Below are 17,090 nucleotides of genomic sequence, written 5' to 3' on the forward strand. Positions count from 1 at the left end.
GAATACAAAACATGACTATCTTAAATATTGCCCAGCGGGGCGAAGCCATTTTAACGTTAGTGACAGCACCAGTCGTCGAGGCTGAGTTTTCCAGTCCATGGTTAATTGGCTTGATAGATGCATTGCAAGATACGATGCTTGCCTATAACGGTGTGGGGATTGCAGCGCCACAGTGTTATGTGTCTAAACGCTTGATCATTGTCGCGTCACGTCCCAGTGTGCGTTATCCAGAAGCGCCTGAAATGCAGCCGATTGTGATGGTGAATCCCGAAATTGTAGCGTTATCTGAACAGATGCTTTCTGGTGAAGAGGGCTGTTTAAGTGTAGAAAACGAACGCGGTCAAGTGCTTCGGGCAGAAACCGTAACAGTGCTTTTTTATAGTGTTGAGGGTCAGCCAACTGAATTGACGTTGAGTGGTTTTCCTGCACGGATTGTTCAACATGAAATCGATCATTTAAATGGTGTTCTATTTGTCGATCGACTTTGACACATAGATCACATCTAGACTGATAATTAGAATTGAGTTGACGTGTACTCGCATTGCTTTAAGGTGAATGCATCTTAAAAAAATAATGTAAAGGCCATTAAAATGAAAACACCCGTAGCTGATTATTTAGCGCACGTATTGAAGCAGTGTAAGCAAAATGATCAGGGAGCATTAGCGGATTATATTCCTGAACTGGCAAGTGCAGATCCGAATAAATTGGCCTTGGCGCTATCGACCATCGATGGTACAAGCTATGCCACGGGAGACAAAGACACTGAATTTACCATTCAGTCGATGTCAAAACCTTTTGCTTATGCTTTGGCACTTAAACATCTGGGCTTAGAGAGCGTATTAAAAAAGGTGGGGGTTGAACCCTCAGGCGAGGCATTTAATCAAATTTCCCTCGATGCCAAAAACAAAATCCCCAAAAACCCGATGATTAATTCGGGTGCGATCACCACGCATTCGCTGATTCATGCTGAAGCAGGTGCTGATCGAGCTGAAACTTTAAGAGTATTTTTAAGTGAGCTTGCAGGACGTGAGCTTGAGTTTGATGAACAGGTTTATCGGTCTGAACTAGAAACGGCATTTCGTAATTTATCCATTGGCTATATGCTTCGAACCGTGGGGGTGCTTGATGAAGACCCAGTTGCCATCGTGCATGGTTATATTAAGCAGTGCGCGATTAAAGTCACGGTCAAGGACTTGGCACAAATGGCAGGGGTGCTTGCCAATGGCGGTGTGCAAGCTAAAACAGGCAAGCGGTTATTGTCTCGAGTAGTGGTACGACAAGTACTGAGCGTAATGATGACCTGTGGCATGTACGATGCTGCAGGCGACTGGCTGACCACCGTGGGTATTCCTGCGAAAAGTGGTGTGGCCGGTGGCATTATAGGCGTACTCCCCGGGCAAATCGGCATAGCAGTGTTTTCACCCAAACTTGATGAGCATGGCAACAGCGTACGTGGCATTGAAATTATGGAACGGCTTTCCAATGATATGGGACTGCATCTCATGGAGGGAACGCCGTCAGCGCAAACGATTGTTCAGCGCCGTTATGTCGTTGCTGAAACGGATGGAAACAATCAAACTGTGGTCTATGAGCTGCGCGGGGTATTGCAATTTACTGAATCAGAAATGCTGCTACGGATTTTAGAAGATGAACCCGAAGGCGATACCCGTATCATTTTAGATTTAACCAATATCTCTTTATTGCACGACGTTGGGGCGCGCATGTTGTTTGAAGGGGTCAATCGGTTAATTGAAGATGGTCACACGGCTGTGATATTAGATGCTGAAGGAATTCTGACGGAAGCACAATGCAAGGGTAGAAAAACAAGCGTGGTGACAGAGCCGCTAGATCGTTATTTAGAAAAACAGTTAAAAATTTGATTAAAAAAGGATAATTTTGAATGAGACCTTAAGCTATTTATCTATAGGTGATTAAGAATAAGGCTGGAGAAGAAATAATGAAATTCAAAAGAATTATGTATATCGCGACATTTTTCATGAGCTTAATCATGCCCATAGGGGCTTTAGCAGAAAATGTTGTACAACCGATTATTCAGGGCAAGGTCTATAAAACTTAGACTGTCAATCCTAAAAGATTTGGTCAACCTCTTCATATTTTGAAGGGCGGTGAAGATGAGTGCAATGGCGGATATTTTCCAGATCAATATCAATTTAAGAATTTCAGTGTGCTTTCAAATGGACAAATTCACGAGGTCTATTTGACTCAAAATAACGGTTTGTCTTTTCACAATGAACGCATTTCTCCAAGCACTTCACTAAGCACTTCACCAAGCCTAAATAAAGCACAGTTTATGAAGAAATTTAAAAAACACTTGCGTATAGATAGTGAAAATCCCAATATATTGCATGCAGATGCTTCAGAGCATAGTCATCGTTCAATCAGCTTTATCTTTAAAAATAACCAATTATTCAAGTATCAGTTACATGTCGATAATTGTTAAATCCAGCTCAGAACGCTTTGACAGAACATCTATTGAAGGATTGAATATTGAGATGCATAAAAAAAGCACCGAAATCCGTTCGATGCTTTTGAGATTGTTTTGAGATGTTTTATAGAGGCCAAAGTTTATTTAATTTGTTCAGCGATTTCACTAAAGATCACGCCTAAACCATGTGCACCTGCATCTGGGTAGCCTAAGCTGCGCTCACCAACCGTACCCGCACGGCCCATACGTGCCACGATATGTTGAGTAGATTCAGCACCTTGAACAGCAGCTTGCGCACCTAAAATAAAGTTTTCTTTAAACGTCTTATCAAAATTTGCAGACCAAGAATCGGCACACGGCACAAGCGCATCGATTAAGGTTTTATCGCCCACCACAGCGCCCCGTCCAAATGAGCGTTCGCCTGTCATTTGAATACCCTTGACTGCGTCTTGCAGCATGGCAGCAAAGTCCGCAACAGAGAGGGTCTTTTTACCTTGAACCGATTTACTTGCCGCACGGAAAGCTGAACCCCAAATCGGGCCTGATGCACCGCCACAATGTTCCATAATGATCATCGAACAGTTCAGTAAAAAATCATCCATTTGTTCACATTGAAGCAATGTATTCCATTCGCGTTTTAACTGTCTAAACCCTTTGGCGACGCTCATACCAAAATCGCCATCACCAGCATGGGCATCGAGTTCACAGAACGGAATTTCATTTTTGATGATACAGGCACTCATGGCATCCACCACGTAGCGCATATTTTCAATGCTAAAGTGATGATTTAAAATGGTGGCATGTTCAGCATGTGTTTCAATCGCGACATTGAACAAATCTTCTGCTTTAGCATCATTTGCTGTAAGTTGAATCGGCTGTGCAGTTGAGCCATCCATTTTAAATGCTGGGGTATCGGCTTTGGCATCTAAGTAGGTTTTCAGTTCATCATCTAGTGCAAGCAGGGATACAGATGCACCTGCCATGTCGATACTGGTCATGTAGTTACCGACAAAAGTACGATAAATCGTGATGCCTTTCTTGGCTAAATATTGGCAAACATCTTGGTTGAATAGATACAGCTCCTGCATTGGGGTTGCACCAAAACCATTAATCAGCACTGCAACTTCGCTTAAGTTTGGACGGTCTTTGAGTAGATCATCGACGATGCGCTGCGCTAACTGCTGTGAAGGTAGGATTTTTTCACGACGAATACCCGTTTCACCGTGTATACCCACGCCGTATTCCATCTCTTCATCTGCAAGTGTAAAGGTGGGTGCGCCTTTGGCAGGTACGGTGCATGAGCTAAAAGCAAAGCCTAAGCTTGTGACATTGTCCGCAGCTTTTTGCGCGATCTCTTTTACACGGGCAAGCTCATAACCTTGTGTCGCGGCTGCCCCTGCAATTTTATGTACAAATACAGTTCCCGCCACACCGCGACGACCGACGGTATAGAGGCTGTCTTCAACCGCAATGTCATCTGCGACTTTGACATAGTCGACTTGAATGCCGTCATCCGTTGCAAGTGCCGCGCCATTCTGGAAATTCATCATATCGCCAGAGTAGTTTTTGATGATCATCAGCACACCTTTGTCGGTTGCGACTTGGGTGAGGGCTTTATAGATTTGAATTTGTGAAGGAGAAGCAAACACATCACCACATACAGCAGCATCGAGCATACCTGTACCTACAAAGCCTGCATGTGCAGGTTCATGACCGCTACCGCCACCACTGATCAGTGCGACATTGTTGTGTTTTTCTTTTCTTGAAATGATTTTATGTAATTCGTTAAATGCAAGTTCAGGGTGTGCCAATACCAGACCTTTGCACAGATCGACCACGATGTTTTCAGCATCGTTCATTAATTTTTTCATGGAAATACCAACAATCGGAAATTTGGGAGAAATTTGTCGCCTATTATCATAGAAAGTGGCTAAGTTTGTAGACTCTAAAATGTAAAAAATGGGTGGTTTGGGATGGAAAGGTTAGAAATGGAGCTACTTTTTAATCCGCCTAAATTTTCCTTTCTTGCGCTTCGACTTAAGCGGTGCTTAAGTTCTTGCTCAGGGGGACTTTCCACGGAATTAATGACGGTCTGGAATTCATGTAGCCCCTCCCTTTGGAAAAGGGAGGTTGGGAGGGATTAATAATTATTCAGTTACTTCGTATCTTTTGATGATGAAATGCTGTATTTCATCACCTTTTTGATTAACATCCTTTTTTCCAATTTCAAGAAGCTTAAAATTGGAGTTATTTATATTTTCAATCAATTCTGTTTGAAAATTTGAGATAAAGTCTTGCACTCTACGCCAATCTTTCTCAAAAAAATGATAAAGAGGATATTCATCACCATTATTGAAATTTGTCAGGTGTTTTTCAAGTAAGGTTTCAAATAATTCATATTTATCTACAATGGTATCTAAATATCCATTTGCTTGCTCGGGTAAAATAAAAACACTTTTGAGTAAGTGCTCAACAATCTCAAGAGCAATTTTTAAAGAACCTCCTTTTGGAGCTTTGATCTCATGTGCAGAATCATTACCCATAAATCTAATGGCATGTAATCTTTCAGCATCTTTTTTTGATATATAACCGGCTGTAGATAATTTATTAATACGTGTGGCTAAATTTCCTCCAGTTATTTCAAGATGGTTGCAGACAGATTCAATACATGCCCTCAAACCTAGGCTAGATAAAATTTTAGCATCTTCTTGTAATGTTAATAAAACTTCTTTATAGATATTTCTAACCAATTGGGGGATAAGATAATCATGATCAATTTTTTTATGATTCTGAAGTTTTTTAGGATAGTTCTTAATTGTTATATCAGGGATCCATTCCCCATCATTATTTTGAACTGTAAAAAATAAATCATGATCTTCAATTCTTAAAGACACATTATCACAACCTAGACATTTAACTAGTTTATGATATTGAGAATGATCATAATCTTCAGGATCTGAATACCAACTATGTTGTTCTAATACAATATGGCTCGTATCTTTATCACATTCATTACAATAATTTTTTAAAGTATTATTTTCCGACATATTTTGATCACTTTGGTAGTTTTTACCTACGCTTAAAAACATATTGACAGTATTTTTTCTTTTTAAGCCCTCCAAACTCCCTTTAAAAAGGGAGGAGCTGTCACGTAATTCATTTAATCACATGACAAAGTCCCCCTTTTCAAAGGGGGAGTTAGGGGGATTCTAAGATTTAAAAACAAAAAAACCCCTCAATCGAGGGGATTTTTATGTTCGATACGAATGGATTTCTCCCTCCTTTTTTCAAAGGAGGGTTGGGGAGGATTATTTAGATATCAATCGAATCATCCAAGTTTGGCATTAACCAACGTTTCGCTTCATCCATCGTCCAACCTTTACGCTCAGCATAAGAATCCAATTGATCCTGCGCAATTTTACCCACGTTAAAGTAATCAGACTGCGGGTTTGAATAATAAAAACCGCTGACACTTGAAGGTGGCCACATTGCATAACTTGTAGTGAGTTGTGTACCAATCGCTTGGGTTGAATCCAACCAACTAAACAACGTTTCTTTTTCAGAATGTTCAGGGCAAGCAGGGTAGCCCGGTGCAGGACGAATACCCACATACTTCTCTTTGATTAACTCACCGTTCGAGAGTTGTTCGTCCGTTTGATACGCCCAGAACTCTTTACGAATACGTTCATGCAAATGTTCAGCAAATGCTTCAGCAAAACGATCCGCCAAAGCTTGGACTAAAATTGCAGAGTAATCATCGCCTTTGGCTTTATATTCATGAGACAACTCTTCAGCCCCAAAAATTGAAACGGTAAAGCCACCCAAGTAATCTTCAAGATTGGCATCCGCAGGTGCAATATAATCAGCCAAAGACAAGTTCGGTTTGCCTGTCACTTTGTCTGATTGCTGACGAATATGTTCAAACGTATGTGTCACCGTTTGACCTGATTCATCGAGTACTTGAACGGTATCTGCACCTGTACGTTTTGCAGGATACAAACCAAAGACCGCACGAGCATCAAAACGTTTATTCTCAATCACGTCTTTCAACATGATTTGCGCTTGTTCATACAGGTCAGTTGCAGCTTCACCCACCACGTGATCAGTCAGAATTGCAGGGAACTTACCTGCCAAACTCCAAGAGATAAAGAATGGTGTCCAGTCAAAGTAGGGCACTAAGGTTTCAAGCGGATAATTCTTGAAGACTTTTTGACCCAGCATATGAGGCTTAGGCGGAACATAATTGTCCCAATCAATTTTTAAGCCATTTTCAATTGAATTCTGATAAGACAGTTTCGCCGCTTTCGGTTGTTTGTTGGCTAAACGAATCCGGATTTTTTCATAATCTGCTGCATAGTCTGCCAAAAGCTTTGGCTTCATTTCAGCTGAAAGTAACTGGGTTGCTACACCGACTGCACGTGAAGCATCGGCTGTGTAAAGCACACCATCATTGTGATATTGCGGGTCAATCTTCACCGCAGTATGCGCTTTAGAAGTGGTCGCACCCCCAATCATCAGGGGAATATTGAAGCCTTTACGCTGCATTTCTTTGGCAACAAAGACCATTTCATCAAGTGACGGTGTAATCAAACCCGATAAACCAATAATATCGACTTTTTCATCAATCGCGGTTTGTAAAATTTTCTCGCATGGCACCATCACACCTAAGTCCACGATGTCATAGCCATTGCAACCGAGCACTACACCCACAATGTTTTTACCAATATCGTGTACATCGCCTTTCACTGTTGCAAGTAAGATTTTACCTTTGGCTTGTGCCTGAGTTTTTTCCGCTTCAATGTACGGGTTTAACCATGCTACGGCTTGCTTCATTACCCGTGCAGATTTCACCACTTGCGGTAAAAACATTTTACCTGAACCGAACAAGTCACCGACTACGTTCATGCCTTGCATAAGTGGGCCTTCAATTACATCTAAAGGGCGTGTGGACTTTAAACGCGCTTCTTCTGTATCCACATCAATATAGGTGGTGATCCCTTTAACCAAGGCATACTCAAGGCGTTTTTCAACGCTTTGCTCACGCCATTCTAAATTTTCAGCTTCACGTTGCGCACCCGCTTTACCGCGGTATTCTTCTGCAACTTCAAGCAACTTCTCAGTCGCATCTTGCTGTGATTCACCTTGGTTTTGGTTGCGAACCACATCTTCAACCGCATCTTTTAAGTTTTTCGGAATATCATCATAAATCGCAAGCTGACCTGCGTTCACGATCCCCATGGTCAAGCCTTGCTGAATCGCATAGTACAAGAACACGGCATGAATCGCTTCACGAACAGGCTCATTGCCACGGAAAGAGAAGGAGACATTCGAGATTCCGCCTGAAATCATTGCATTTGGCAGGTTTTGTTTAATCCAACCTGTCGCTTCAATGAAATCAACCGCGTAGTTATTGTGCTCTTCAATCCCTGTCGCAATCGCAAACACGTTCGGGTCAAAGATAATATCTTCAGACGGGAAGCCGACGTCATTGACCAAGACATCATAAGAGCGCTTACAGATGTCTTTTTTACGTTGAGCCGTATCTGCCTGACCGTCTTCATCAAACGCCATCACAATCACGGCAGCCCCGTATTGACGGCAAAGTCGGGCACGTTCTACAAATTCGTCATAGCCTTCTTTCAACGAGATCGAGTTAACCACGGCTTTACCTTGAACGCATTTTAAACCCGCTTCAATAATGTCCCATTTTGACGAATCCAGCATGATCGGTACACGTGAAATGTCTGGTTCAGACGCGATCAGGTTAAGAAACTTCACCATGGCGCCTTGAGAGTCAAGCATGCCTTCATCCATATTGATGTCGATGATTTGCGCACCGCCTTCAACTTGGTGACGTGCCACATCTAAGGCTTCGGTAAAGTTTTCTTCTTTAATCAGGCGTAAGAACTTTTTAGAGCCGGTCACATTAGTACGTTCACCGACGTTTACAAACAGTGAATCTTTGGTGATGTTAAACGGCTCTAAACCTGAAAGACGACATGCAGGTGCAATCTCAGGTACTTGGCGCGGCTTAATGTCTTTTACAGCATGGTAAATTGCGCGAATATGGTCGGGTGTGGTACCACAACAGCCACCGGTGATGTTGATCAAACCACTTTCCGCAAACTCTTTAATAAATGCCGCGGTTTCTTCTGGCGTTTCATCATAACCACCGAAGGCATTCGGTAAGCCTGCATTTGGATGTGCTGAAACAAAAGTATTCGCTACATCTGAGATGGTTTTTACGTGCGGTCGCATCGCATCTGCACCCAAGGCACAGTTAAAACCAATGGACAATAAATCGCCGTGGCGCACTGAATTCCAAAACGCTTCAGCGGTTTGTCCAGTCAAAGTACGACCTGAAGCATCGGTAATGGTACCTGAAATCATCAGGGGTAATTCATAACCGAGTTGTTTGAACACTTCTTTGACTGCAAAAATAGCCGCTTTACAGTTCAAGGTATCAAACACAGTTTCAATCAAGAGAATGTCTGCACCACCTTCAATCAGAGCGTGCGCGGCTTCAATATAATTGATTTTCAGTTCATCAAAGGTGATGTTTCGAAATGCAGGGTCATTCACGTTGGGTGAAATCGAACAGGTACGGGATGTCGGACCAAGTACACCTGCGACAAAACGTGGTTTGTCTGGCGTTGAATATTTTAAACAGGCTGCTTTGGCAATGCGTGCAGCTTCACGGTTAATTTCTGGAACCAAGTCTTCCATGTGGTAGTCAGACATTGAAACACGGGTGCCGTTAAAGCTATTGGTTTCAATAATATCCGCACCCGCTTCTAGGTAAGCTTCGTGAATACCTTGAATAATCTGGGGCTGGCTAAGTACCAGTAAGTCATTGTTGCCTTTGAGGTCTGATGCCCAATCTGCAAAGCGCTCTCCACGATAATCAGCTTCTTCTAGTTTGTGGCGTTGAATCATGGTGCCCATCGCACCATCAATAATGAGAATACGTTGAGCAAGAAGTGCTTTTAATGTAGCGAGGGTAGACATCAATGACTCTCTCTAAATATTTAGCTTAATAAAGGTGCATTATTTTAACAGAAATTGAACAATCTGCAGCGCAAATAAACGCCTTAGCAGACACAAGTCAGTCAATTTCGTGTGTTAAATCGACATTCTGTTAATTTTTGAACGATTCAATTTAAATTTATGTTTTTATTCATAACTTTGTCATATTTACAAAGCAAAATAATTGGATGCGAAATATTGATGAAATAGTCGAAAAATATTACAACTTTATTTCAGAAATATTACGGGTTAAATTTTGTAAACTCATAAAAGGAATAGTTTATTAAACTATTGAAAAATATTGTTTAAAAATAAATCCAATGCGATTTAACAGTTTAAAATTTAAGATAAAGCCTCATTTAGATGCTTTATGTGACAGCTCTTTGTCATATAATTGTAATAATTAAATTGAACAATAAGGGGATATTCTTATCCTCTTTACCAATCTGCATGAATTCTAATCAAACTCCCGTTTCAGATTCAGCACAATCGTCAAGTACTGAGAAGTCGACGAATGTTCATGTGCCAACACCAAAATTCTTTGTTCCGGTGTTCTTAACATTAATCGTATCCACACTTGTTTATATTGGCTTTCAGTTGGCTGCAGATTTGTCGCATGTTCCCGCGTTAAGTCTTTATTCAGTTATTCTGTTGGCGACGGCATTATTCATCGCTTTAGGCTTTGAATTTGTCAACGGTTTCCATGACACAGCCAATGCTGTGGCTACAGTGATTTACACCAACGCACTGTCTGCACCTGTTGCAGTCATGTGGGCCGGCTTCTGTAACTTCCTTGGGGTTATGGTCGCAAGTGGCGCCGTGGCTTACGGTATTATTGCACTACTGCCTGTTGAATTGATTATGAATGTCGGTTCAGGCGCAGGTTTTGCGATGGTCTTTGCCATGCTGATTGCTGCAATTACTTGGAACTTAGGTACTTGGTTCTTTGGTATTCCTGCATCAAGTTCACATACTTTAATCGGATCGATTTTAGGTGTGGGCATCATGAACTACATTTTGAACGCAGGTAGCGGCGCAAGTGGTGTAGACATGGAGCAGGTCTTAAAAGTAGGTAAGGCATTATTATTCTCACCGTTGATTGGCTTTGCTTTTGCAGCACTATTATTCTTGTTGGTAAAAAAAGTCTTCAAGAAACAACTAGAGCTGTTCCAGCCACCCGAAGGCAACAAACCACCACCGCCACTGATTCGTGCCATCTTAATCTTTACTTGTACTGGTGTAAGTTTTGCGCACGGCTCAAACGATGGTCAAAAAGGTATGGGCTTGATCATGCTCATTCTGATTGGTTGTGTGCCTTTGGCTTATTCTTTGAATAAGAACCTAGACGAGAAACATATTCAGTCTTTCGAACAACTGTCTGTACAAACGGCTGCTGTAATCTATCCAAATCATCAGGATATTCCAGATGTACAAGCGCGTGATGTATTGACCAAATATATCCAGACCAAAGAAATTACCTCTGACGTTGTTCCTGCTCTTGCGAGCATGACCGATCACTTAGGTGACCGTGTAGGTCAGTACGGTTCATTAAAAGATATTCCTGAAGTTGAAATTTCAGCATTACGTAATGACATGTACTTAAGTGCAACTGCATTTAAGCGTCTAGATAAAGCAGAAGCATTACCAACAATGACTGTTGCTCAAGAGCAAACGGTTGAAGACTACCGCGACAATATGGATTCATTCCTCCAATACATTCCAACTTGGGTTAAAGTGGCCGTTGCACTTGCGCTCGGTCTAGGAACAATGGTGGGTTGGAAACGTATTGTAGTGACTGTAGGTGAGCGTATTGGTAAGCAACATATGACTTATGGTCAAGGGATGTCTGCTGAATTGGTTGCGATGACTACAATTGCTGCTGCGGATGGTTTCGGGATGCCAGTATCGACTACGCATGTATTGAACAGTGCGGTTGCAGGTACTATGGTAGCCAATAAATCAGGCTTGAACTTCCAAATGGTTCGTACGATTTTATCGGCGTGGATCTTTACCTTACCCGCGACAATCTGTTTATCTGGTGGGTTATTCTGGTTGTTCTTACAGATCCTTTAAGATGATTTTGAATTTAAAAAAACGCTGCGATTGCAGCGTTTTTTTTGCCTTAAATATTGCGATGATCAATCCTTAAAAACCCTTAAATGTCCTATTTACCTAAGAAGAAATTATGGAGAAGGAAATTAAAAGTGATTACTTATTAAATAAGCTCAATACTTTCTTTAGCGGTAGTTTTTCATTTGCAAAACCATAAAGGGCTGCAAAGGGAAGTGCCGTACGAGCCAAATATGCCACACGCCATAGTCCGCCGTGATTTGCACCTTCCATCATCAGCTCGAGCGGATGATTCATTACACGTTCAGGATTAGCAATGGATTCAGGATTACGCAGATCATGAACCCAGAGTGCCGCCATAATCGCATTGGTGGTTTCAGGACTAAAGGCTTCCACACCAAATAGACTTGCGCCGTTGAATGCCGCCTTTAACAGCGGATTCTTGGTCACAGAATGCGTGGTGGTCGATGGGGCAATATTAATGCTGACACGCTGTCCTTGATGACGTGCCAAGGTCGCACGCCACTGCTGAATACGTTTAGCCAATGCATAATTCGGACCTTGTTCAACCACTAAACAGTCTGCAATACCATATTTTTGACCTTCAGCTGATGTGACTTTGTCATGCAGATTTTGCTTAAAAAAGTGCTTTAAGCTCAAAGTCTCAATACCTTTACAGAGAATTTTTTCAGACTGAGAACGAGTTTTAAACTTCGTTGCAGAACCATCAATGACGTCTGAAGGTACTGCATAGACATCTGTTGGCGTACACATATACATCAGGCTGGTATCGGGTTTTTGCTCACTGATACGCTGCATAATGCTGTCCATAGCCATAGACACCCGAACATGCTTTTCACCATCTAAATACGCAATCGCGGCTAAATCTAAAGTATGGTCTTGCTCAAGTAACCACTGCGCAATTTCAGGGGTTTGAGTAAGTAGATTTGCCCCCAATTTTTCTTTTAAGGTGGCAATAGAGTCATTCGAATCAATCGCTTCTGTAGAGGGGGCATACAGCGTGGCATTGCCCTGTTGAATGGTGTTGAGAATTTTGTCCCAAACGCGAGAATTTTGCAAATCAACTGCAATAATATTGGCTTTCCATTTGGCGAGCCAAGTCAAAGGACCTGCTTCAGATGCAGCACCAAATAGCACCATGGTACGGTCTGAAAGATCAAACCATTCAGGATGATCAAGCACTGTTTTCAAGGCTTTGGCATGGCTGGCTTCAATAATACCTGCATCTTGCCAAAGATCGATTTGATCAAGCAAAGCTTGTCCTTGAAGATTTTTCCCTTTATATGGGACATACCATTCAGGTGCTGCGTGACTTTCACCTTTGAGCTTAATGGTGTGCAATTTTTGAAGGGGTAAAGCCATCATGTCTGTAAGCGTATGACGCTGACCGTCACGATAAAAGTCAAAACTATGCTGTGCTTTGGCAAGTCCATTTTGAGCAATGTCAATTGCGTTTTCTGGAGTGGTCAAACCATGTTCAACCAAGGCTTTGAAATGAATCGGATATTGTTTACGCCAGTTTTTTTCAGATAACACCTGAAGTGAAGCTTGATGATTCACCGTAGACAAGGCTTCAGCCAAAATGGCTTGACCTGTTTTGGAGGTGCTGGCTTTGTTATTGGATTGAATTGGAAATTGAAGACCATCTAAAGTATGAGACATGCAAAAACTCTCGTGATTTTTCGTCATTAATATACATATGTCTACATTATCTATGCCAAATTGAATAACGTGGTGGCATTAACTACCAAAATTGTATGAAGATTATCTCGATGAAAAACTGAGATCTAACTAATTTAGACTGAATGGATATGATCATTTATTTAATCAATTGAGCTTGAGCATAAAAAAGCCCACAACGTGGGCCTGTATATCTTATTTGAACTGTAAAGCGAAGAGTTGAATTTTAAAAAGGCAATTGCGCCAATTGACTTAAAAAATGGGGAATCAAACGCGGTTCAATGATAATCGTCATAATCACACCATACGCGGCTCCCCAAAGATGCGCGCTATGATTCACATTTGAATTATTCCGTTTGGCTGACCAGATGCTATATGCAACATAGAGCACAGCAAAAATAATGGCAGGAACGGGAATGAAAAAGACAAAAATTAGTTTCCACGGTTCAAACAAGATATAAGCAAAAAGAACTGCTGATACTGCACCTGATGCACCCAGACTTGCCCAGCGATGATCATTTTTATGTTTTAAATAACTTGGAATAATCGCAACGATGAGACCACCCAGATAGAACAGGACAAAGCCCAATTCGTAAAGATACTGGCGGTAAAAGTTTTCAATAATACTACCGAAGAAGAATAAGGTAATCATGTTGAAAAGCAAATGTGTACCATCAGCATGAATAAAGCCATGACTGATAAAGCGGTCATATTGACCCTTTTGAATTGCAGGCGGCCAAAAGATTAAACGATTCATTACATTTTGATTGGAAAGTGCAATCAAGGAAATAATGACCGTAATAATGACAATGGTCACTGTATGATTAAAGGGTAAATCTAACATAGAGCAAAAATTCATCTTTGAGATACTTGATCAATATCATGCCATTTTTTGTGCTAAGAAGTAGGCTTTTAATATTAATTCCGACAATTTTAGTTGATTTTTTCATATTACCCCCGATCTTCAGTTAAAATAGAGACTTCAGCTTGAGGAAATACGGTTATGTCGACTGAGAACACCAGCACTGCAGTTGCTGAAGAAATTCCAAACCTATTGATTACGCCAACTGCGCAAGAGTATTTGTTTGATTTACTTGAAAAACAGAACACTCCTGGAATCGCAGTGCGTGTTTTTGTTGAACATGCGGGTACGCCACGTGCTGAGTGTTGCATGGCATATAGTGCTCCAGACGAAATCGTAGCGACTGATTACAAGCAAGATTATCCAAACTTCGCAGCGTACATTGATTCGCCGTCCATTCCTTATTTATTAGATGCTGTCATTGACTACAACAAAGACCGTTTTGGTGGTCAATTAACCTTCCGCGCACCGAACTCAAAAGTGCCACGTGTCGGTCCAGATGCTTCAATCGAAGAACGTATTACCTATGTACTTCAGTCTGAAATTAACCCAGGTCTTGCAGGGCATGGGGGTAACTGTGCATTGGTCGAAGTGGTGGAAGATGCGGAACACGGTTTAACCGCTGTACTCAAATTTGGTGGTGGTTGCCAAGGCTGTTCAGCGATTGACGTCACCTTGAAACAAGGGGTTGAAACGACGCTTCAACAGCAAATTCCTGAGCTTAAACGTGTGGTTGACCAAACGGATCACACACAAGCTGAAGGTGCTTATTTCAAATAAATGATTTAGAATGAAATCATTAACCTCCTATATGGGGGTTATTCTTTGCCCAATCAGTAAATGCAAATGATAATGATTATTAAAAACAATTGCATTAGTCTTATCATTTGTTACAATACGCAACGAAAAATTCTAATTCTCTTCTTAAAAGTTTTCGGATATGTGTATGAACAAGAAATGGATTCAGTCGGCTTTGTCGTTAGCTGTGCTATCAGTATTAGTGTCTACAACACAAGCTCAAGATGCTAATCAAGTTTATTCTGAGGCTAAGCTTAAGAGTATTGTTGTTACCGCGAGTGGTAGTGAAGTTGACGTAAAAGATGCACCCGCTTCAATTAGTGTCATTAGTAATGAAGACATTGAGAGAGCACCATTTAATAGTATTGCTGAGTTATTGAGTGATTTACCTGGTGTGACAGGGGGGTACTCGAACTCGGGGTCTGGGTCAAAAATCAAATTACGAGGCATGCCTGATAAATATACATTAATTTTAGTAGATGGAAAAAGATTAGGTAATCAATCCTTACTGGGACATCGTCCAGATCGAACTGAACAAGATTTAGATTGGATCACGCCTGATATGATTGAAAGAATTGAAGTTATTCGCGGTTCAATGTCAACACTTTATGGTTCTGAAGCTGTAGGTGGCGTGATTAATATTATCACTAAAAAAATTCCAACACAGCTTAGTGGTTCTGTGACTACAAACTTTAGCAAGCCAGATACAAGTCGCCGCGGTGAAACCAAATCTTTTGGCGCAACTTTAGCTGGGCCTGTAACGAATACGATTGGTTTTCGATTAGGATTAAATCGTACTGAGCGTGATGGCGATAAAGATACAGAAGGTTCATCAGGATCAACCACAGATACAGCAACAACGCGACTAACCTGGGCTCCTTCAGATCGACACAGTTTTAACTTGGATGGTTCTTTTGGTAAGGATGAACCTGATGTGATTGAAGGTGGCGGAAGTAAATTTGGTTATGAGATGGATCGAATTGGCTTTGGTATTGGACATGAAGCTAAGTTTGAAAATGACTTAGTGACCAATGTCGATTTGTACCACAATAAAATTCAAAATAAAGATGATGCTTGGGTAAAAGATGACATCGTTGAAACGAAGTCTTCAGAGACAGTATTGGATTTAAAAGCGACTAAACCGCTTAATGTATTCAATTTTAAAAATGATTTAACGGTTGGTGGTCAGTATAAGCAAGAAGAAGTATCGAACCACAGTAATATTGGCAATGCTGCTGTAGATAAAGACGGCAATACACTCAATAACAATGATCGAAAACTCGATAGTTATTCGTGGTCACTCTTTTTAGAAGATCAAATTCATCTACAAGAAAACCTTATTCTGACATTGGGTGGGCGCTTAGATGAATATGAAACATTTGATTTAAATTTTTCACCGAGAACCTATCTCGTTTACCATCCAACCGACGATTGGACGGTGAAAGGTGGGGTGTCACGCAGCTTCCGTGCCCCAAATCTAAGAGAGCGGTCTGATACCAGTAGTACAGGTTCGAGAGGAAATGGTTGTAACACTTTTGAGGGCTGGTCAACAGCAGGCAGTGGTCGTACATGTTCAATGATTGGGAATCCAGACTTAGAGCCAGAAACAAGTACTAACTACGAAGTTAGTGTCGGTTATGAACAAAATGGTGCCGGTTTGGATATGACTTATTTCTTGAGCGATATTGAAGATCTTATCCAAAATAGATTCCATGAACGCCGTGGTGATGTTTTCTATGCAATAGCGTCAAATGTAGAAAAAGCACGGACCAGTGGGATTGAGGTTAACTATAAACTACCCATCAATGATTATTTTCGTGTAACAGGTAACACGACTTATATGTTGGAATCTAAAAATAAAATTACGGGCGAAACATTACTTGGCACACCTGAGATTACGTCAAATTTAGCATTGGTTTGGGATGTAAACGATCAGTTGAGCTTAAACTCTAAAGTCCAATATTTAGGTAAGCAGCAATTAGAGAGTGGTGATTCAAGCCGCAGCTTTGAAAAGGCATATACTACAGCAGATATTGGGGCAAATTATAATTTTACAGATCACTTAACCTTTCGAGGCGGTGTGAAAAACGTGGCTGGCGTCAAAATTGAATCTACAAGTGATGGCTCAAGTAATCCTGCTGAATATTACTTAGGTTTAACTGCAAGATTCTAATCTTTAAAAAAACC

General features: G+C 41.2%; 10 protein-coding genes. 5 read left to right on the plus strand and 5 right to left on the minus strand.

The features are described 5' to 3' along the window. The first annotated feature begins 11 nt into the window (after positions 1-11). On the plus strand, positions 12-488 hold the full coding sequence (def, locus tag AMD27_RS04060; RefSeq protein WP_067656703.1) for a peptide deformylase: 477 nt from the start codon (positions 12-14) through the stop codon (positions 486-488). 102 nt (positions 489-590) lie between these two features. Then, the gene (locus AMD27_RS04065) at positions 591-1,880 is read left to right on the plus strand and encodes a glutaminase (RefSeq protein ID WP_067656706.1); all 1,290 of its coding nucleotides are present in this window, start codon (positions 591-593) and stop codon (positions 1,878-1,880) included. Positions 1,881-2,586: 706 nt separating this feature from the next. Here the strand turns inward: AMD27_RS04065 and dhaK are convergent. The 3 genes from dhaK to metH form a co-directional block, all read right to left on the minus strand. After that, on the minus strand, positions 2,587-4,317 hold the full coding sequence (gene dhaK, locus AMD27_RS17985) for a dihydroxyacetone kinase subunit DhaK (RefSeq protein ID WP_081405920.1): 1,731 nt from the start codon (positions 4,315-4,317) through the stop codon (positions 2,587-2,589). Positions 4,318-4,593: 276 nt separating this feature from the next. Further along, on the minus strand, positions 4,594-5,493 hold the full coding sequence (locus tag AMD27_RS04080; protein WP_171254771.1) for a DUF4145 domain-containing protein: 900 nt from the start codon (positions 5,491-5,493) through the stop codon (positions 4,594-4,596). A gap of 265 nt (positions 5,494-5,758) precedes the next feature. Continuing rightward, entirely contained in the window at positions 5,759-9,454 is a 3,696-nt protein-coding gene (metH, locus tag AMD27_RS04085; RefSeq protein ID WP_067656714.1) for a methionine synthase, read from the minus strand. A 468-nt stretch (positions 9,455-9,922) separates the two neighbouring features. Between metH and AMD27_RS04090 the strand changes: the two genes are divergently transcribed. Next, positions 9,923-11,545: an inorganic phosphate transporter gene (locus AMD27_RS04090; protein ID WP_067656718.1), complete on the plus strand. Its 1,623-nt coding sequence runs from the start codon at positions 9,923-9,925 to the stop codon at positions 11,543-11,545. 135 nt (positions 11,546-11,680) lie between these two features. Here AMD27_RS04090 and AMD27_RS04095 read toward each other — a convergent pair whose 3' ends face one another. Further along, a complete protein-coding gene (locus AMD27_RS04095) occupies positions 11,681-13,225 on the minus strand; it encodes a hypothetical protein (RefSeq protein ID WP_067656721.1) in 1,545 nt (514 codons plus the stop codon). A 244-nt stretch (positions 13,226-13,469) separates the two neighbouring features. Next, positions 13,470-14,087 carry a rhomboid family intramembrane serine protease gene (locus tag AMD27_RS04100; RefSeq protein WP_067656724.1) on the minus strand — a complete coding sequence of 206 codons (618 nt, stop codon included), beginning with the start codon at positions 14,085-14,087 and terminating at the stop codon, positions 13,470-13,472. Positions 14,088-14,246: 159 nt separating this feature from the next. On the opposite strand from AMD27_RS04100, the gene nfuA reads away from it, so the two are divergent. Continuing rightward, a complete protein-coding gene (gene nfuA / locus AMD27_RS04105; RefSeq protein WP_067656727.1) occupies positions 14,247-14,885 on the plus strand; it encodes a Fe-S biogenesis protein NfuA in 639 nt (212 codons plus the stop codon). 166 nt (positions 14,886-15,051) lie between these two features. Beyond that, positions 15,052-17,076 carry a TonB-dependent receptor plug domain-containing protein gene (locus AMD27_RS04110; RefSeq protein ID WP_067656730.1) on the plus strand — a complete coding sequence of 675 codons (2,025 nt, stop codon included), beginning with the start codon at positions 15,052-15,054 and terminating at the stop codon, positions 17,074-17,076. Positions 17,077-17,090 lie beyond the last annotated feature (14 nt).

The organism is Acinetobacter sp. TGL-Y2 (genome assembly GCF_001612555.1).
In the GTDB taxonomy this organism is placed as follows: Bacteria; Pseudomonadota; Gammaproteobacteria; order Pseudomonadales; family Moraxellaceae; genus Acinetobacter.